Source organism: Jeotgalibacillus soli, assembly GCF_000829435.1.
Lineage (GTDB): Bacteria > Bacillota > Bacilli > Bacillales > Jeotgalibacillaceae > Jeotgalibacillus > Jeotgalibacillus soli.
Genome location: NZ_JXRP01000006.1, coordinates 1 through 19026 on the forward strand (window position 1 = coordinate 1; position 19026 = coordinate 19026).

The window sequence follows — 19026 nt, forward strand, 5'->3', positions numbered from 1 at the left end:
GTGCAGCTGACGAATACTAATCGATCGAGGACTTAACCAAATTTTATATGCGACCTTCGGTTCGCTTTCTTGTGAAACGTCTTATCCAGTTTTGAAGGAATGAGCAATGTAGTTACTGCATTTTTTATTCTTTCTTTGTAACTTATTATTGAAATTTGCGACAAACTTGATATAATAGTTTTTGTCCAAATCAATTTTAAGTTAATTGTCTAGTGATGATCGCGAAGAGGTCACACCCGTTCCCATGCCGAACACGGAAGTTAAGCTCTTCAGCGCCGATGGTAGTTGGGGGTTTCCCCCTGTGAGAGTAGGACGTCGCTAGGCAATCATTCCGCAGTAGCTCAGTGGTAGAGCAATCGGCTGTTAACCGATCGGTCGTAGGTTCGAGTCCTACCTGCGGAGCCAATTGCTTCCATAGCTCAGCAGGTAGAGCACTTCCATGGTAAGGAAGAGGTCGCAGGTTCAAATCCTGTTGGAAGCTCTGTAATGGCCCGTTGGTCAAGCGGTTAAGACACCGCCCTTTCACGGCGGTAACACGGGTTCGAATCCCGTACGGGTCACCATTTAACAACTAACAAGATTAAACAGTATTTTTGTACAACCCAGATGGAGAATTAGCTCAGCTGGGAGAGCATCTGCCTTACAAGCAGAGGGTCGGCGGTTCGAGCCCGTCATTCTCCACCATCTTGCCGGTGTAGCTCAATTGGTAGAGCAACTGACTTGTAATCAGTAGGTTGGGGGTTCAAGTCCTCTTGCCGGCACCAGTCTTCAATTTAATATGGAGGGGTAGCGAAGTGGCTAAACGCGGCGGACTGTAAATCCGCTCCTTCGGGTTCGGCAGTTCGAATCTGCCCCCCTCCACCACCATTATTTGGACATAAAAAAATGTCCTTTATCTTTTTTATTAGGACATACTAAAAATGTTTACATATTCAATGGGCTATAGCCAAGCGGTAAGGCAACGGACTTTGACTCCGTCATTCGTTGGTTCGAATCCAGCTAGCCCAGCCAAGAGCCATTAGCTCAGTTGGTAGAGCATCTGACTTTTAATCAGAGGGTCGTAGGTTCGAATCCTACATGGCTCATTAAGAAAATCTCTCATCATTTGATGGGAGATTTTTTGCGTTATCAGGATAATGGATTTGTGCTCAGAACACCCAGTATGCGCTGGCGGGGAAGATTCAATATCCAAGACCCAAGTTAATGTCGAATATTTCTTATAAATCGATTGTTTTGTTGAGTCCATCATATTTTATGATTCAAAGAGCATTTGCCGGTCTTAACAATAAGAGTCTACCTACCGTTTCCAAATATTATTCAAAAAAGATCCCACTTTCAAAGCTTTAAAAGGTCGTATCATCGCACATTACTTCTCTATTCTGGAACCTTCTATGGAATGAACGCATATATATACATAATTTTGTCCAGTTGAGTCATATATGCGTGAACGGATACAATAGAAGAGTGAAACCGTTTCCATTTTATATTGAAATGAAAGTGGAATTGAGGAATAAGGGGGATAATCGCCATGGATAAGAAAAGAATTTCAGTGATAGGCGTGCCGATGGATCTCGGTCAAATGAGGCGAGGCGTTGATATGGGTCCAAGTGCTATTCGATATGCAGGAGTTATTGAGCATCTAGAACATCTTGGCCATATTATTGAGGATTTAGGAGATATTCAAATTACCCCTGCTGAGCGTGTGCATACAGCGGAGACGAACCTGCGTAACCTTGAAGCTGTGGCTGATGGAAATACAAAGCTCGCTGATATCGTAAATAATGTTATTTCAAATGGTGATTTTCCTTTAATTTTGGGAGGAGATCACAGTATTGCGATTGGTACTCTTGCAGGCGTAAGCCAGCATTATAAAAATCTTGGCGTGATTTGGTACGATGCACATGGTGATTTAAATACAGGAGAAACCTCTCCTTCAGGAAATATTCACGGCATGCCGTTAGCGGTAAGCTTAGGTATTGGTCATCCAACGCTAGTAAATATTCATGGCTACGCACCTAAGGTGAAGCCGCAGAATATTGTCATCATTGGAGCTCGTTCACTTGACGATGGAGAGTGTAGATTGATTAAGGAAAAAGGCATCCGTGTTTATACAATGCATGAGATCGACCGTCTCGGCATGACGAAAATCATGGAAGAGACCATTCAGTACTTAAAGGAAAAGACTGATGGTGTACACCTATCGCTTGATTTAGATGGTTTAGATCCTAGTGATGCACCTGGTGTCGGAACGCCTGTTATTGGCGGCCTCAGCTATCGTGAGAGCCACTTGGCAATGGAAATGCTGGAGGAGTCCGAGATGATCACATCTGCTGAGTTTGTTGAGGTTAATCCAATACTTGATGAACGAAACAAGACGGCGACTGTTGCTGTTGCTTTAATGTGCTCGTTGTTTGGAGAAAAGCTTCTATAAACAAGCGGAGTTGTTTCCTGGTATGATAAATACTAAATCATTCTTTTCAAGCAGCTAATCTCATGTTTAAGCTAGGTTATTATTATCCAAATCGCAATCTTACTTAGCCGAGTAGATGTTATCTCTATCCAAAGGCTTTTCAGCTATAAAAAACACACCGTTCTTCTTACAGAACGGTGTGAATCTGTTCGCAGGGTCATTCCTCTTGATTAAAACATTGCGATAATCGTTCCGCCGATTGCCCCAGTCAATACAATGACCCAAGGAGGCAGCTTCCAATATACAAGCATACTGAACAAAATCGCTGCAAACGCAAAATCGATCGCTGACAAGATCGAGCTTGTCCAAATTGGATGATACAAGGCAGAAATTAAAATCCCAACAACTGCAGCATTGACACCCATTAGTGCGCCTTTAATTTTTGAATTGCGGCGTAACACATCCCAAAATGGCAGTGCTCCTAGAATTAATAGGAATGCAGGTAAAAAAACGGCCACAGTGGCCAACAATCCACCTTGCCATCCGCTAATAACGGTTCCTAAATAAGCAGCAAAGGTGAATAGCGGCCCAGGGACGGCCTGTGTTGCGCTGTAACCAGCAAGAAATGCTTCTTCACTTAGCCAGCCAGTCGGGACAAATTCGCGTTCGAGCAAAGGCAATACAACATGTCCTCCGCCAAACACTAAAGAACCTGCTCTGTAAAAGCTATCGAACATGGCGACCCAGTTTAATGTTGTCATTTCTCTTACGATCGGAAGGAAAATAAGAAATCCGAAAAACAAGGCTAAACAAATAGTACCAAGCTTGCGAGAAATGGGAAAATGAAAGCTGCTTTCTTCATCTAGCTGGTGATTTTTGTAAATTAGATAACCAACAAGACCAGACAATAATATGACGCCTACTTGTGTAAAGGCAGTTTGCCATAGCAACGTACCAACGAGTGCAAACAGGGCAATGGCTTTTCTTTGCAGATCAGGTGTAAGATTTTTTGCCATACCCAAGACGGCGTGAGCGACAACTGCGACGGCCACAATCTTTAAACCTTGAATCCAGCCTGCTGTGCTTACATCAAAGCCTTGAAGAAGCAAGGCAAAGAGAATTAACGCAATGACAGATGGCAGGGTGAAGCCGATAAAAGCCAGCAGCCCGCCTAACACACCAGCTCGCATAACACCAATTCCGATCCCTACCTGGCTGCTAGCTGGTCCAGGCAAAAACTGACATAGTGCCACTAAATCTGCGTAGCTTTTTTCATCCATCCATTTTCGTCTTCGAATATATTCCTCATGAAAATATCCTAAATGAGCGACCGGACCACCAAACGACGTTAGACCAAGCCTTGTAGATACAAAAAGGATCTCCATAAGGGACTTCAAATCTCTTTTTTTCTCCATAATGCTGCTCCCTCCACTTCAATCTTTTATTTCTTTAAAAAGCTCATAGGCTTTTTTTCTTGCTTCGATCAGAACCATATTTCCTTTTTCTGTAGTTGAGTAATATTTTCTGATTTTCCCTTCAACATTACGTTCTTCTTTTATTAGCAGACCATCCGTTTCCATTGTGCGGAGGATTGGGTAAAGTGTGCCGGGGCTAATATTATAGCTGTGCTCTCTAAGCTCTTCCAGCATCCATACACCAAATATCGGGTGTTCCTTGGCATGATGTAAAATGTGAATTTGTATAAACCCTAAAAATAATTTTCGTAAAATTTTATCCTCCAAGCTGTCACCTCCAATTATGAAAATCAATATCGTATATCGATATCGATAAATTATATCAGCAGTATAACATTCATTTTTTTAGCATGGCAAGTGATAGGGACTCCATTTTACACAATCTTTACAAAATGATTCTGGTTTGAAAACAGGCTTGTTTATTCAGAACAATGAAGTGAAAAAATGCCAATTTCACGTACCAATTTTTTGAAAAAGGGATGACGTGTTACTCTTAGAGCAGTATAATTAGATTAGTATATAGTGACACTTTAGTCGGTTTAAGTAATACAAGTAGTCGTTTTGCTTTATTTTTGATCATACATATTACGATGGTAAAAATTTTTTGTGATAAAAGAAAAAGTGTGAAACCTTTTATCCTTTTAGTCGTAAAAGGATTATAGCCGCACGAAGCGGAGGTTACAAAATAATGGAAGAATTGGTGAAAAAGAGAATAAAACAGGTGCTGAAAGGTGATCAAAATGCATTCGGGGAGATAGTAGAGATCTATAAAGATAAAGTTTTCCATGTCTGCTTCCGAATGTTAGGCAATCGGCAAGAAGCGGAGGATATTTCTCAGGACGCTTTTATTCGTGCGTATATTAATATCCATACATTCGATATAGACCGGAAATTTTCAACATGGCTATACCGGATTGCGACGAATTTATGTATTGACCGCATACGGAAGAAGAAACCCGATTATTATCTTGATGCCGAGGTAACTGGTACGGAGGGATTGACAATGTACTCCCAGATTCCGGTGGATGAACGTCTGCCAGAGGAAGAAGTGGAGTCCATGGAATTACAGGATACCATTCAAAAAGAAATTTCAAAACTACCCGATAAATATCGTTCTGTGATCGTATTAAAATATATTGAAGAACTCTCGTTAAAAGAAATCAGCGAGATATTGGACTTACCGCTGGGCACCGTCAAGACAAGAATCCACCGTGGGCGTGAAGCGCTCCGAAAACAACTAAGAACAGTATAGAGAGGGTGAGTATGATGAAAACTTGTCCTGACAAAATGGTGCAATATATGCATGAGTATTTAGATGAAGAGTTGCCGCAAGAGCAAGAAACGGAATTAAAGCTGCACATCCAGCAATGTGAGGCATGCCGAATTCACTTTCATGAATTAAAGAAAACAATAGCGCTTGTACAAAGCACTTCTCATATATCAGCACCTAGCAATTTTACCGAAGGCGTCATGAGCCGGTTGCCTAAGGAAAAGAAAAAGATTGGCATACAGCGTTGGTTCCAGCGCCATCCATTGATCATGGCAGCCGCAGTTTTCTTTCTTTTAATGGGAGGAAGCTTACTGACGTCGTGGAATAATGGAAGTGAGTTTGCCTTTACTGCACAGCCGAACGTAGTAGTAGAAGGGCAAACTGTGATTGTACCTGAAGGTGAGATTGTAAGCGGTGACCTTCTCGTAAGAAACGGTGACCTTCGAGTTGAGGGAGAAGTGCAAGGTGATGTGACTCTCATTAATGGACAGCGTTATATGGCGGGAGCGGGAAGTATTACCGGAGATATTGATGAAATTGATCAAGCTTTTGAGTGGCTCTGGTATAGCATGAAATCCTCCTTTAAAAACATGGGTCAATTTTTTGGACTAAATGAATCAGAAGAATAAATGATAAAGCATTGACGGCATGAAAGCGGTCGATGCTTTTTTTCTTGATTTCTGAAAACAACACAGCGGCGAGAGAAAAAATCAGATAAAATAAGAAAATAAGACTAGATAAAGCTAGAAAACTTTCACATACTAAAAGAGTCGTATGCAATTATTTAGATTGGCAAAGCCTGAGCGATAGCGGTAGGTAAGCCTTATACACGGAGTTTGTGCTTTCCAAGCGAATGCTGCTGAAGTAGTAAATAAGAATCATATTTCTTTCTGAATCAAGAGATTAGAGAAAAAATTGACGGAAAACAGGCTAGTAAAAGAACGAACGATCTATTTTGCCTGAATTGAAAAAGCCAGACTGATGTCGCTTGTCTTGTGTGATATAATGGTATAGTTTATATGAGAATAGGCAGTCTCTATCACGGGGTTTGCTTCAAATACAATATTGGAGGAAGTTACATGCCGTTTGCCGATCGATTTTCAGATATAACGGTGTTGGATTTCGTGATCAACGCAGCGGATATTCTGCTTGTTTGGTTTGTGATCTATAAGTTGATTGCCGTTATTCGGGGTACCAAGGCTGTACAGCTGTTAAAAGGAATTTTTGTTATTGTTATTGTGCGAGGGCTAAGTGAGCTTCTCGGGTTTAATACATTGAGCTGGATGATGGAGCAGGCACTTAACTGGGGGGTCCTAGCTGTTATTATCATTTTCCAACCTGAGCTTCGCCGTGCGCTGGAACAGCTTGGACGAGGCCGCTTGTTTGCACGAGGGAATCATTTGCAAGAACAAGAGGAACAAAGCCGTCTGGTTGAAGCGCTGACAAAAGCGGTGAGCTATATGGCAAAGCGTCGAATCGGTGCTTTGATTACCGTAGAAAAGGAAACAGGAATGGGCGATTATGTCGAGACCGGAATCCCGATGGATTCAAAAATCACTTCAGAGCTGTTGATTAATCTCTTTATTCCTAATACTCCCCTTCATGATGGAGCGGTTATTATTCAAAAAAACCGGATCGCTGCAGCTGCATGTTATTTACCGCTTTCAGAAAGCCCCTTTATCTCAAAGGAGCTGGGTACACGGCACCGGGCGGCTTTAGGCGTCAGTGAGGTAACGGATGGCGTTACTGTGGTGGTTTCAGAGGAGACTGGAGCGATTTCGATTACCAGTGATGGAGAACTTAAACGCGATCTTGATCTAGAAGAATTCAGCAGCCTCATTCTTCGTGAATGGTTTGGTGATAAAGCAACCTCTGCTGCTGCAACTCGATGGAATTGGAGGGATAAAAAGAAAAATGGATAAATTCATGGACAGCCGCTGGTTTCTGCGAGGCTTCGCACTTCTATTAGCAGTGCTGATGTTTGCGACCGCTAATGATGATCAAGCTAGTTCCAATAACACGAGTTCACAAAATGACGTCGAGACCATTGAGAGTGTGCCTGTGGATGTAATATATGACCAGGATACACTTGTTGCAACCGGTGTACCGACCACTGTGGATGTGACAATTGAAGGACCGAGACAGGTTGTCCAGCAAGCAAAAGCTGTCCGTGATTTCCGTGTTTTTTTAAACTTAAGTGACCTTAGTATCGGGAGACACCAAGTCGCACTTCAGCATGAAGGACTTTCGTCTCGTCTCCGTGTCACATTGAGCCATCCTGTGGCGGATATATACATTGATGAGCGCGTAACAGAAGAATTTAGGGTAGACCCAGAATTCAATAACGCAATTATTCCGGATGGCTATGAGCTCGATGCTCTCTCTGTGAATCCGCAAACCGTTGAAATCACTGGAGCGAAAAATGTAATTGAATCTATTCGTTACGTACGTGCTTCAATTGATTTAAATGATCCTATTGATGAAGAAGCAACGGTGGAGTCGCAGGTTCAAGTGTTGGATCAGAACCTGGATAAGCTTTCAGTCAGTGTAGATCCACCTGCTGTCGAAGTCACGATCAGTGTCACACAGCCAAGTAAAGAAGTCGCACTAGTGGCAAACCAGACAGGTACTATCGCAGAAGGGCTTGAGGTGGCTAGTCTCACCTTAAATGATGATGCAGTCACAATTTATGGTCAGGCGGATGCCTTAGCTGAGATTGATGAAATACCGGTTACATTTGATCTAACTGGTATTGAGCAGAGCGGATCGAGAATTGAAGTACCGATTCCTTTACCAGATGGGGTGTCTCGCTTGTCGCAGCAAACGGCTTCAGCAATCGTGATATTTAATGAAGTGGAAGAAGCCGCCAATCCAGACTCGAACGAGCAATCCGTTGGAGAGCAGGCACCATCTTCAAATGAGGGAGACCAGGCGAGTAATCCTGACCCAGATTCAGATACAATAGTGGATTCAACGGAAGAAGAGCAAACACTTTCAGGCCTTCCTGTTGAAGTACGGGGAGTAAGCGATGATCTGCGTACGGCATTTATTGAGCCGCCAAGCGGGGAGCTGGACTTGCGTGTCACAGGCGAACAAGCCGAACTGGCTGAAATATCGGAAGAGGATGTCTCGCTTTACGTTGATATGACAGATCTTGACGAGGGTGAGCATGAGCTGGAGGTTCAGATCGACGGACCAGCAAATGTAACATATATTTTGTCTCAGCCTTCGATTCGAATCGAACTAGCCAAAGTATAAAAAATAGCAGTCGGATGATCATCAACTGACGCTTTAGGGTAATGATATGAAGGAGCGATGTAGGAAATGGGTAAATATTTTGGAACAGACGGCGTTCGTGGCGTAGCAAATGCTGAACTAACGCCAGAACTGGCATTCAAACTTGGGCGTTTTGGAGGCTATGTGCTGACAAAAGATATGGATCGACCAAAAGTGTTAATTGGTCGAGATACACGAATCTCAGGACATATGCTAGAAGGAGCATTGGTAGCGGGCTTGCTATCAATAGGGGCTGAGGTCATGCGTCTTGGTGTGATTTCCACACCGGGTGTATCCTTTTTAACAAAAGCAATGGGTGCACAAGCAGGTGTTATGATTTCAGCTTCACATAACCCTGTAGCAGACAACGGCATTAAGTTTTTTGGTCCTGATGGTTTTAAACTGACGGATGAGCAAGAAAATGAAATAGAAGCATTGCTTGATGCTGAAAAGGATGAGCTTCCTCGTCCAGTTGGTGGAAACCTTGGTGTTGTGACAGATTACTTTGAAGGCGGACAAAAATACCTTCAATATCTGAAGCAAATTGCGGACGAAGATTTTTCAGGTCTGCATGTGGCGCTTGACTGTGCACATGGCGCAACGTCAACGCTTGCTACACACCTATTCGCCGACTTAGATGCTGACCTTTCAACTATGGGGGCTTCACCAAATGGTTTAAATATTAACGAAGGTGTGGGATCTACACATCCTGAAGCACTTGCAGCATTCGTAAAAGAAAAAGGTGCAGACGTTGGCCTTGCGTTCGATGGTGACGGGGATCGCATTATTGCGGTGGACGAGAACGGTACAATCGTAGATGGCGATCAAATCATGTATATTTGTGCGAAGCATTTGAAGTCAGAAGGACGCTTAAAGCAAAATACGCTTGTGTCGACCGTGATGAGTAATCTTGGATTCTACAAAGCGCTGGAAAAAGAGGGAATCTTGAGTATCCAAACAGCAGTAGGAGACCGCTATGTAGTGGAAGCAATGAAAGAGAGCAACTATACATTAGGTGGAGAACAATCCGGACACATTATCTTCCTTGACTACAATACAACAGGTGACGGTCTGTTAACAGGTCTACAGCTTGTGAATATCATGAAAATAACAGGCAAAAAGTTATCCGAGCTTGCCAGTGAGATGGAAATCTTTCCGCAAAAACTTGTTAATATTCGTGTAACGGACAAGAACGGCGTCACAGATAATGCACGTGTGAAAGCAGTGATCCAGCAGGTGGAGGAAGAAATGAACGGCAATGGCCGTATTCTTGTTCGTCCTTCCGGAACTGAACCACTCGTTCGTGTCATGGCAGAAGCACCAACCGCTGAAGTGTGTGAGGCTTATGTTGACCGTATTGCAGAGGTAGTAAAAGAAGAAATGGGTATAGAGGAATAATTGAGAAGGTTGGTGCCGTGAAATGGCACCAGCTTTTTTTATTTTTTCCTCCTTAATAGGTATCTATACCCAAAATTCATGGGTAAAAGGTGCTGGAAAGCGGATGAAACTCACTTGGCTGAATCTAAATGGACTCACATCTTTTTTCGTGAATTTTGGGTATGCTAGGAGAATCAAGCGCTTTTACGCACAATAGGACACCTTTTATCGTAGAATATGGTGATGGATAAAATATCAATCCATAAGAGATTCAGCTGTAAAAAATAGATTGACGAGTAAAATCGAAATCGTGTATGATGAACTACGTGTTACCTTTATGATAAAAAGGGTATACACGAAGAGGTTGAATTAAAAACAGAAAGGTGGATCGTAAGGTTAAAGCCATATAAAGCGCCAGGACTGCCCGGATCGATTCGGCAGTTGACGAGGAGGAGGAGCATCGAGTTTTCGGCGGATGCCTCCCGACTGATCGGATGCACAGTCGTAGCCCGTTCTTAAATCATGAAGGTGACTTCGTGGACAAAGGAGCGGGATTGCACCCACACAACCCAATACAAATGAGAGATAAAGGGGGCCAAGTCGTCCCCTGACGACCTATGGACCTCCTTTATCCAAATTAGGAGGACAAAAAACATGTGTGGAATTGTAGGATATATTGGATTAAATGACTCGAAAGAAGTATTGCTTAAAGGTCTGGAAAAGCTTGAATACCGCGGTTATGATTCTGCCGGAATCGCTGTGAAGAACGAAAATGGTGTTTCGGTATTTAAAGAAAAAGGCCGTATTGCAGACCTTCGCGCAATCGTCGATGACAGTGTGACAGGATCAATCGGAATTGGTCACACTCGCTGGGCAACTCACGGAGCACCTAGCAAAATTAACGCTCACCCGCACCAAAGCTCAACTGGACGTTTCACCCTAGTGCACAATGGAGTAATCGAAAACTACTCCCAGCTAAAGCGTGAACACCTGTCAAACGTTGAACTAGCGAGCGAAACCGACACAGAGGTCATTGTTCAACTAATTGAAGGCTTTGTACAACAAGGACTTTCAACAGAAGAAGCATTCCAACAAACACTAAAAGAGCTTAAAGGCTCTTATGCTCTTGCATTGCTTGATAATGAAGTGGCAGATACGATCTTTGTTGCAAAAAACAAAAGCCCATTGCTAATCGGACTTGGCGAAGACTTCAACGTAATTGCATCTGATGCAATGGCAATGCTGCAAGTAACCAACCAATATGTTGAGCTTATGGACAAAGAAATCGTAATCTTAACAAAGGATGCAGCGGTGATTAAAAATCTTTCTGGTGAAACAATGACTCGCGCGCCTTACACGGCAGAGCTTGATGCAAGTGATATTGAAAAAGGAACATATCCTCACTACATGCTAAAAGAAATCGACGAGCAGCCTCTTGTGATGCGTAAAATCATCCAAGCGTACCAAAACGAAACAGGCGAGCTTGCAATCGAAGACAGCATCCTGGAAGCCGTTAACGCTGCAGACCGTATCTATATTGTTGCTTGCGGCACGAGCTACCATGCGGGTCTTGTAGGAAAGGAATTCCTTGAAAAAACAGCTAAAATCCCAACAGAAGTACATGTAGCGAGTGAATTCGTCTACAACATGCCGCTTCTTTCTGAAAAGCCATTATTTATCTTTATCTCTCAAAGCGGTGAAACGGCGGACAGCCGTGCAGTACTCGTACACATTAAAGGGCTTGGACACCCGGCTCTAACTCTTACAAACGTTGCTGGTTCTACACTTTCTCGTGAAGCAAACCACACGCTGCTGCTCCATGCAGGACCTGAAATCGCAGTAGCTTCTACTAAAGCATATACAGCGCAAATCGCTGTGCTTGCAATCCTTGCTGCTGTAGCTGGAAAAGCAAAAGGTTTGGAAATGTCCTTTGACCTTATTCAAGAGCTTGGAATCGCTGCGAATGCAATGGAAGCAATGACTGACGACAAAGAAGCATTCGAACAAATTGCGCGTGAATACCTAAGCGTAACGCGCAACGCATTCTTTATCGGACGCTCTATGGATTACCATGTCGTTCAAGAAGCCGCTTTAAAGCTTAAAGAAATCTCTTACATCCAAGCAGAAGGCTTCGCTGGAGGAGAGCTCAAACACGGAACCATCGCGCTAATTGAAGACGGCACACCAGTTGTCGCAATCAGCACGCAGGAAAACGTCAACTTGAGCATCCGCGGAAACGTAAAAGAAGTAGCTGCACGCGGTGCCTACACTTGCATCATCTCAATGAAAGGACTCGAAGAAGAAGGCGACAGCTACGTGATCCCTCACGTTAACGAACTGCTAAGCCCGCTTGTTTCTGTAGTCCCAACACAACTAATCGCCTACTACGCTGCCCTGCACCGCGACTGCGATGTAGATAAGCCACGTAACTTGGCGAAGAGTGTGACGGTAGAGTAATATTTGAGTGGTTTGTACACTAATGTACTCGTCAAATTAAGTTCTTCCGTAGCAAAACAAACTGTATTCTTGGCTAAATAAAACGTTCCCTAACACGAGCGAAAATCGGAATCACCATCCGATTTTCCTCGTGTTTTTTGTTGGATGAAAAGAGCGAGGAAAAAGATTGGCGAAAAAGAACTGGGGAGAAAAAGCGAGAAGAAAAGCGGGAGAGAAAGACCGTTAAACCTTGGGTTTGAAAGAAGAGGGGAAGAAAAAAGAGGGGAAAAGAGCGAGAAAAAGCATGAGAAAATGCGCGGGGAAATCCTGGGTTTCAGGGAACAACTTATTTACCTGAAAAAACTGGATTCTGACAAAAAATAGGACAAAAAAAGAGCGAATTAGTGTACAACTAATTCGCCTACAAAATATGGAAAGTCAGTCGTACCAAGGGTTAAAAAGAGGCGGGAGTGAACTACTTAATTTGATGGGTACAGAAAGAGCAATGATTGCCAAGACAGGGCAAGGAACAAGAAAATGGAGTGGTAAAAGAAGAGAGGAAATTTTAAAACATGGTAAAACAAAAGGAATAGTTGGGCACCATGTCAACAATGTAAAACACCATCATCAATGGGCTGGGCTTGCACGAAATGTTAGGTTTGAAACACCTAAACAACATTATAGATCACATGGTGTAAATTGGAAAAAATAAAACCGCTGGAAAATTTATAAAGAGAAAGTAGTGATAATATGAATTATAGAGAAGAAATATTAAAATTCATGGATGAAGATATAAAACAGGGGTTTAAAACGTTAAAAAATAAAACGATCTTAATTAACAGACATTCTGAAAACGGGGTTGAAAATTGGAAGCATATTATTTATCATCGGATGGAAAAGAAAGAGATTGATTTACTAGAAAAGCAAGTTAATAAACCTTTTTCGAAGGAATATAAAGAATTCCTATCCCACTGCAATGGTTGTTTTCTGTTTAACGGGAATTTCTACATTTATGGGAAGGCATTTTTGGAAAAAGGGATGTCACGGGAGGAAATGCTATACCAACCATACGATCTGGTTGAAGAAAGGGAAGATCCTCCATGTAAAGTATCAGATGAATTATTTTACTTTGGAGGTACACCGGAAAGCATCTTTGCATACACAAATAATGCAAGCATTGTGGAATTAAAGAGGCGTTCCGGAAAACTTATTTCCACTTATGATAGCTTTGATGACTGGTTAATTAATAAACTGCATTCAACTGAAATGTTTTCTTATCTTGATTAAATTAAAAAAACGAATCGATCTATTTCAGACCGATTCGTTCTTTTATATTCTGCAGTGAATCAAAAAGGAGAATAGGCTCCCAATCGCCAGCACCATGTTCGGCAGTAAAAACCGGCATGGCTTCCTGAGAAGTGTCAACAATTAAAGGGTCTCCAAGATCTTCTTCATACCCAATAACGATCCATCCCTCCCGCCAATCTCCTTCACCACTTCCAATTAAAGATTCTCCTTCGTCATTAACACTGTAACCTAGTTGCTGATCTTCAATTTCCTCTTCTCTAAAGAGGATAAAATGTAGATAATCTTCCTCTTCTAAACCTTTAGAGATCACTTGAAATTCAGCTCCGTCTAATTCTAATAAGAATGGTTTTAACATATTTATTTTCTCACTATCCAAACAAATCTCATCTCATTAATTTTTTGATGAATCCATCCTGTGAATAAATATTTTAAATCTTTCATTATATTTTAACATGTCTGTTGATTAGCTAATTATTACCATAAAAAGATAGAAAAAAGGCACCAAAACTGGTACGAAGTTAAGCGACAAAACCAACATCAAATCCAGCGAGGTACCTTCCATGAACCGGTTTAGCACAGTTTCGACCTTTTTTAACCAGTTAATTTCTGAAAATGAACGTTTTTTGATCGCAGACAAACATAATTATGGAGAAGAAGGCCGTAAATTCGGCGTTCGTAATCTGGATCAACGATTGTTGGAGATATTACGTGTCAGCTAGGTATGGAGCAAGCGCGAACAAAAACAATCGTTTTTCCAATGGATCAAAGGGCAATTAAATGGAAAGAAATTGTTCGGCAAAACGAAAAACGCTGTCTTTTCACAACTTTTCGTTGCGTTAATTGCCTATATTTTGATCAGGTGGATGCATGAACAAATGAGGAAAAACATCAGAGAATCCAAATCCCTCAAGTCATTCTATCGTTGTTTGCTTAATGATACGTTGTCGATGGAATGGAAGAATGCCAAAGCCGAATTCTTTTATCAATTAAGAGAAAGGGCTTCTTTTAATCTACCTATTTTTGGATAATCAACAGACGTGATAAAATCCTTTTGTTTTTTTCAAATATTTTTAAAAAAGGGATATAATATACGACATATCTGTAAGCGCTGTGTTTTTGGTCAGTAAGTGGGATGCAAAATGTTGCTTTAAAACACTTTTTTTAAACTGTTTTATCTTATTAAAAAATCGAATTATATGATTAAGAAGCGTTTTTTCCTCTTGGTAAAGAATTCACTTTAGGTTTTTTGTATATATTTTATCACTAGTGCAGTTATTCATATAAAAGTATTTAAGTTTCCTTTAACCCACACCGACTTTCGTGTAAAATTTCTATGGAAGATACTTTCTTTTTGGACATAATGACAAAGCATGAACTTGTGATAGTAAAATGAGTTGAAGCTGTCTTCCGATCAACTATTTTCAACTGCACAAGTTCTATGACACAGGAAAGTCGGGGGTTCAATATGGTTTCATCAAAAGATGTTGCAAAATACGCAGGTGTTTCACAAACTACAGTTTCCCGTGTGCTGAATACTCCTCATTTAGTAAAAGGGCCCACATATAAAAAAGTAATGGCCGCAATCGATGACCTGAATTATATTCCAGATGGCAACGCTAGGTCGCTCGTTCAAAAGAAAACCGATACGATTGCCCTCGTTTCAGGCCCACTTTACAATCCGTTTTTTGTTGATACGACGACTTCAATCGTTAATTATGCAAACAAAAACGGATTTAAAATCAATGTCCATTTTTCGAATGATGAAAACCTGTCGGAAACTTATAACTCCATTTTTGAAAACAAAGTGGATGGCATTATATTGTCCTCAATTTTATTGGAGGATCCTATTTTTGATAAGCTGGAGAAATCGGGAATTCCGTTCATTACATATAACAGAAAGCATAAAAGCAATAAGAATTTTGTGGAGATGGATAACGAACAGGCTGGGTTTTTAGCTGCTGATTATTTACTATCACTGAAACACGAGACTATTTGCTGGGTAGGCGGGCCTCTGGAAATCAGTACGTTCAAAGGGCGCTATAATGGATTTTTAAAAGCATTCCAGAAAAAAGCAGTAGCGGTGAAACAAGAGCAGGTTTTCATTACAGATACCAGCAAAGATGAGCTGTATCAAGCTTTTTTGAAGATGGAAAAGCTTCCGGAAAAGCCGACAGCGATTCACGCGGCGACTGATGCCATTGCTATACAGATGATGGATTTTTATATTTCAGCAGGTTATCGGGTACCTGAAGATATTAGCATCATAGGAATTGATAACGTCGAAATGAGCCAACACGCGTCTATCAGCCTTACAACTGTCGGCATTTCTTCTCCAATCGGGCTAGGGCAATTGGCCATTGAAAACCTGATCAAGATGATTCAGGAAAAAAATAAAGCTTGTATTCAAATTACTGAATCTGTTAGAATATTCGAAAGAAAGACATCAGTCGAAAAATAGGGGTGAGAGTGAGTTTTATTTTTTAACCTAAAATGGTTACGTAGTCATTTTGTTCATTTTAAAATGATGGCGCTTTCATAAAAGTGGGTTGGTTGAAGTGAAATCCAGCAACCAGTTCAACTGGCAATACCAACTCTATGTAGAACCGAGGGATGTATATGAAGTGGAAAGATCGCAAGTTTGGGGAAGAATCACCATTTATTCCAGCTGGACCATTTAAAATTCGTTTACCTTTTATTCATTATCGTTTTGAATGGCCCGATTATGTGCAAGGGCTATTAATGTGCGCTGTTGATTTGGCGGCTATTCCATTGTTAATCGAATTGCTTGGAATGCCTTTTGAAGTAGCGTTAGCTATTGTATTGTTGAACGGAATTTTTTATCTATTGCACCACTTGCTTGGAGATCCTACAATTCCAGGATGGATTACGCCTGCCATTCCTTTGATTATGCTATATTGCACGCAATTTCCGGAAGGGCCGGAGAGGGTACATGCGTTGATCGCTTTTCAGATGACCTTGGGGATATTTTCTATTCTTCTCGGATCGACTGGTTTGGCAGCTAAGGTTGTATCAAGTATTCCTTCTGCAATTAGATCCGGGATTATTCTCGGTGCTGGATTTGCCGCAGTTGTCTCTATTTTCGAAGTGGGCGGACGTTTCGAGACCTTCCCGTGGACCATTTCAATTGCTGTCGGAATCGGTTTCTATTTACTGTTTTCAAAGCATTTCAGTAAACTGAAAACCAAAAATCCTGTCTGGGGCGTGGTCGGGAAGCTAGGAATTTTCCCGATCATCATTATTGCAATTATCATTGCACCATTGTTCGGTGAAGCACCGTGGCCGACAATTGAGTGGGGACTCATCTCGCCTGACTTTATGGGCTTATGGACGAACTACACGTTGTTCGGTTTAGGCTTTCCTCCTTTAATGCTGTTTGTAACGGGGATTCCGACCGTTCTTGCAGCCTACATCGTCCTGTTTGGCGACGTATTGCAGACGAAAGCGTTAGTGAAAGAAGCAGATTTATCGCGTCCGGATGAAAAGCTCGACTTCAACCCGAACCGTGCACACTTAATTTTCGGGGCAAGAAATTCGGCTATGAGTGTTATCGGTCCGGATGTTACGATGGCTGGGCCTTTATGGGCGGCAATGCAGGTAGTGGTTGTTCAGCGTTATAAAGATGGCAGAAAAGCGATGGACTCCTTTATTGGAGGCGCTGGCTCTTTCCGTTGGGGAACCAATACCGGTTTATTGGTATTGCCGATTGTCAGTTTGTTGGAACCTATCCTAGGAATCGCTCTCGCCTTGACACTTCTGATTCAAGGGTATGTCAGTGTGAAAGTCGGTATTTTAGAAGCAAGAAGCCAAAGTGATTTGGGGATTGCAGGTATCATTGGAGCAGTTTTAGTTATTAAAGGAGCTGCGTGGGCATTTCCAGTCGGAATCGCCTTGTGCCTGCTAATATATGGCAAGGACTTCTTCAAGAATGAATCGGATGAGACATTCACGAAAGACCTTCCTCTGGAAACGAAAGAAAATGTTTAATGGATAATCGAGAGGGTGTAATGTATGAAAAAGAAACTATATATAGGCGGGCAATGGAGAGAAACGGAAGACTATACGGAGTTGTTTTCGCCGTATTCAAATGAAAAAATCGGTGAAGTTCCAAAAGCTTCTGTACAAGATGTGGAAGCAGCAATTGAAGCTGCCTCTGGCGCAAGTGAAGCAATGGAAGCGTTGACTGCATATGAACGTGCCGCCATCCTCGATCAGTTGGTTTCATTGTTCATCGAGCATAAAGAACAAGCTGCGAGGATTATTGCGCTGGAATCAGCCAAGCCTATGAAATATGCTTTGGGAGAAATCGAACGGACGATTGAAACGTATAAGTTTGCAGCTGAAGAGGCCAAGCGTTTGTCAGGGGAAATGATCCCGATGGACGCAGCAAAAGGCGGCAGCAATCGGTTAGCCTATACTTTGCGTGAGCCACTGGGCGTAGTAGCGGCGATCACACCTTTCAACTTCCCGCAGAACTTGGTCGCCCATAAAGTCGGACCGGCCATTGCTGCGGGCAACACAGTCGTTTTAAAGCCGGCTTCCCAAACACCGCTATCTGCGTTTTTACTGGCAGAACTGCTGGATCAAACGGATTTGCCGAAAGGTGCCTTTAACCTAGTAACCGGCAGCGGAAGAAGTGTTGGAGATGTTTTAGTCGAAAGCGACAAAGTGAAGATGGTGACCTTTACAGGCAGCCCGACTGTCGGCAAAGGCATCCGTGATAAAGCGGGATTGAAAAAAGTGGCATTAGAATTAGGATCCAATGCGGGGATGATCGTCGACGAAGTGGTAGACATCGATTTAGTTGTCGAAAAGGCGATTACCGGAGCTTTTTCAAACCAGGGGCAAGTGTGCATCTCACTACAGCGAATTTATATCATGGAAAACTTGATGGAAGATTTTCTTTCGCGTTTTAAAGCTGCGGCTGGCAAACTGAGAATTGGAGATCCATTAGATCCAAAAACGGATCTTTCGGCGATGATTTCCAAAGAGGAACAAGAGCGGGCTGCAAACTGGGTGCAAGAAGCGGTTGCTGAAGGGGCGACTCTAGTTGCTGGGGGTACAGTCCAAGATGGTGTTTTCCAACCGACTATCCTTTCGAATGCTGCAACAGATTCAAAAGTATCATGTCAGGAAGTGTTTGCGCCTATCGTCATTGTCAATCCGATCCAATCGGTTGCTCAAGGAATCGACGAAATCAATAACTCGGATTTCGGGCTGCAGGCCGGCATTTTCACGAATGATATCAAGACTGCATTCAATGCATCCAAAAAGCTGCAGGTGGGTGGAGTGCTGATCAATGACATTCCTACATTCCGTGTGGATCAGATGCCCTATGGCGGTGTGAAAGAAAGCGGCAATGGAAAAGAAGGACTTAAATACGCTATTGAAGAAATGACTGAAATGAAGCTGGTCATTTGGAATCAATCTTAAAAATTAGAAAAGGAGTGGATAAT

Annotated in this window: 16 protein-coding genes, 8 tRNA genes and 1 rRNA gene; 22 read left to right on the top strand and 3 right to left on the bottom strand. The window is 42.2% G+C overall.

All coding sequences use genetic code 11. The annotated features are described in order from the left end of the window. Positions 1–208 precede the first annotated feature (208 nt). The 10 genes from rrf to rocF all read left to right on the top strand — a co-directional run bounded on the left by rrf (position 209) and on the right by rocF (position 2431). A 5S ribosomal RNA gene (gene rrf / locus KP78_RS00820) occupies positions 209–324 on the top strand. A gap of 6 nt (positions 325–330) precedes the next feature. Further along, positions 331–405, top strand: a tRNA-Asn gene (locus tag KP78_RS00825). A 3-nt stretch (positions 406–408) separates the two neighbouring features. Then, positions 409–481, top strand: a tRNA-Thr gene (locus KP78_RS00830). A gap of 7 nt (positions 482–488) precedes the next feature. Then, a tRNA-Glu gene (locus KP78_RS00835) sits at positions 489–563 on the top strand. A 45-nt stretch (positions 564–608) separates the two neighbouring features. After that, a tRNA-Val gene (locus KP78_RS00840) sits at positions 609–684 on the top strand. Positions 685–688: 4 nt separating this feature from the next. Next, positions 689–764 (top strand) — tRNA-Thr (locus KP78_RS00845). Positions 765–780: 16 nt separating this feature from the next. Then, positions 781–864 (top strand) — tRNA-Tyr (locus KP78_RS00850). A 72-nt stretch (positions 865–936) separates the two neighbouring features. Continuing rightward, a tRNA-Gln gene (locus tag KP78_RS00855) sits at positions 937–1011 on the top strand. Position 1012: 1 nt separating this feature from the next. Then, positions 1013–1085: transfer RNA gene (locus KP78_RS00860), tRNA-Lys, on the top strand. Between the two features lie 443 nt (positions 1086–1528). Then, the gene (gene rocF / locus KP78_RS00865) at positions 1529–2431 is read left to right on the top strand and encodes an arginase (protein WP_041085507.1); all 903 of its coding nucleotides are present in this window, start codon (positions 1529–1531) and stop codon (positions 2429–2431) included. 209 nt (positions 2432–2640) lie between these two features. Here the strand turns inward: rocF and KP78_RS00870 are convergent, their stop codons facing one another. Next, a complete protein-coding gene (locus KP78_RS00870) occupies positions 2641–3825 on the bottom strand; it encodes a chromate transporter (RefSeq protein WP_041085508.1) in 1185 nt (394 codons plus the stop codon). Between the two features lie 18 nt (positions 3826–3843). After that, complete coding sequence (locus KP78_RS00875; protein WP_041085510.1) at positions 3844–4152, bottom strand: PadR family transcriptional regulator; 309 nt, start codon at positions 4150–4152, stop codon at positions 3844–3846. Positions 4153–4573: 421 nt separating this feature from the next. Between KP78_RS00875 and sigW the strand changes: the two genes are divergently transcribed. From sigW to KP78_RS00920, 8 genes are all read left to right on the top strand, one after another. Next, complete coding sequence (gene sigW, locus KP78_RS00880) at positions 4574–5137, top strand: RNA polymerase sigma factor SigW (protein WP_041085512.1); 564 nt, start codon at positions 4574–4576, stop codon at positions 5135–5137. Between the two features lie 14 nt (positions 5138–5151). Continuing rightward, the gene (locus KP78_RS00885) at positions 5152–5784 is read left to right on the top strand and encodes an anti-sigma factor family protein (RefSeq protein WP_041086045.1); all 633 of its coding nucleotides are present in this window, start codon (positions 5152–5154) and stop codon (positions 5782–5784) included. Between the two features lie 450 nt (positions 5785–6234). Then, positions 6235–7077 (top strand): diadenylate cyclase CdaA, encoded by an 843-nt coding sequence (gene cdaA / locus KP78_RS00890; RefSeq protein WP_041085513.1) that lies wholly within the window; start codon positions 6235–6237, stop codon positions 7075–7077. Beyond that, positions 7013–8413 carry a CdaR family protein gene (locus tag KP78_RS00895; RefSeq protein ID WP_157841409.1) on the top strand — a complete coding sequence of 467 codons (1401 nt, stop codon included), beginning with the start codon at positions 7013–7015 and terminating at the stop codon, positions 8411–8413. Before cdaA ends, KP78_RS00895 begins: the two co-directional genes overlap by 65 nt. A 66-nt stretch (positions 8414–8479) precedes the next feature. Next, the gene (glmM, locus tag KP78_RS00900; RefSeq protein WP_041085517.1) at positions 8480–9829 is read left to right on the top strand and encodes a phosphoglucosamine mutase; all 1350 of its coding nucleotides are present in this window, start codon (positions 8480–8482) and stop codon (positions 9827–9829) included. Positions 9830–10462: 633 nt separating this feature from the next. Then, the gene (gene glmS, locus KP78_RS00905) at positions 10463–12265 is read left to right on the top strand and encodes a glutamine--fructose-6-phosphate transaminase (isomerizing) (protein WP_041085519.1); all 1803 of its coding nucleotides are present in this window, start codon (positions 10463–10465) and stop codon (positions 12263–12265) included. Between the two features lie 466 nt (positions 12266–12731). Beyond that, complete coding sequence (locus KP78_RS00915; RefSeq protein WP_041085523.1) at positions 12732–12956, top strand: hypothetical protein; 225 nt, start codon at positions 12732–12734, stop codon at positions 12954–12956. A gap of 68 nt (positions 12957–13024) precedes the next feature. Then, a complete protein-coding gene (locus KP78_RS00920; RefSeq protein ID WP_235420794.1) occupies positions 13025–13531 on the top strand; it encodes an SMI1/KNR4 family protein in 507 nt (168 codons plus the stop codon). A 19-nt stretch (positions 13532–13550) separates the two neighbouring features. Here KP78_RS00920 and KP78_RS00925 read toward each other — a convergent pair whose 3' ends face one another. Then, complete coding sequence (locus KP78_RS00925) at positions 13551–13907, bottom strand: hypothetical protein (RefSeq protein ID WP_052474426.1); 357 nt, start codon at positions 13905–13907, stop codon at positions 13551–13553. Positions 13908–14112: 205 nt separating this feature from the next. Between KP78_RS00925 and KP78_RS19820 the strand changes: the two genes are divergently transcribed. The 4 genes from KP78_RS19820 (at position 14113) to KP78_RS00940 (ending at position 19003) form a co-directional block, all read left to right on the top strand. Then, on the top strand, positions 14113–14271 hold the full coding sequence (locus KP78_RS19820) for a hypothetical protein (RefSeq protein WP_157841410.1): 159 nt from the start codon (positions 14113–14115) through the stop codon (positions 14269–14271). A 746-nt stretch (positions 14272–15017) separates the two neighbouring features. Continuing rightward, positions 15018–16010, top strand: coding sequence for a LacI family DNA-binding transcriptional regulator (locus tag KP78_RS00930; RefSeq protein ID WP_041085528.1), 993 nt, complete (start codon positions 15018–15020; stop codon positions 16008–16010). 158 nt (positions 16011–16168) lie between these two features. Beyond that, entirely contained in the window at positions 16169–17557 is a 1389-nt protein-coding gene (locus KP78_RS00935) for a hypothetical protein (RefSeq protein ID WP_041085530.1), read from the top strand. Positions 17558–17581: 24 nt separating this feature from the next. Continuing rightward, a complete protein-coding gene (locus KP78_RS00940) occupies positions 17582–19003 on the top strand; it encodes an aldehyde dehydrogenase family protein (protein WP_041085532.1) in 1422 nt (473 codons plus the stop codon). Positions 19004–19026 lie beyond the last annotated feature (23 nt).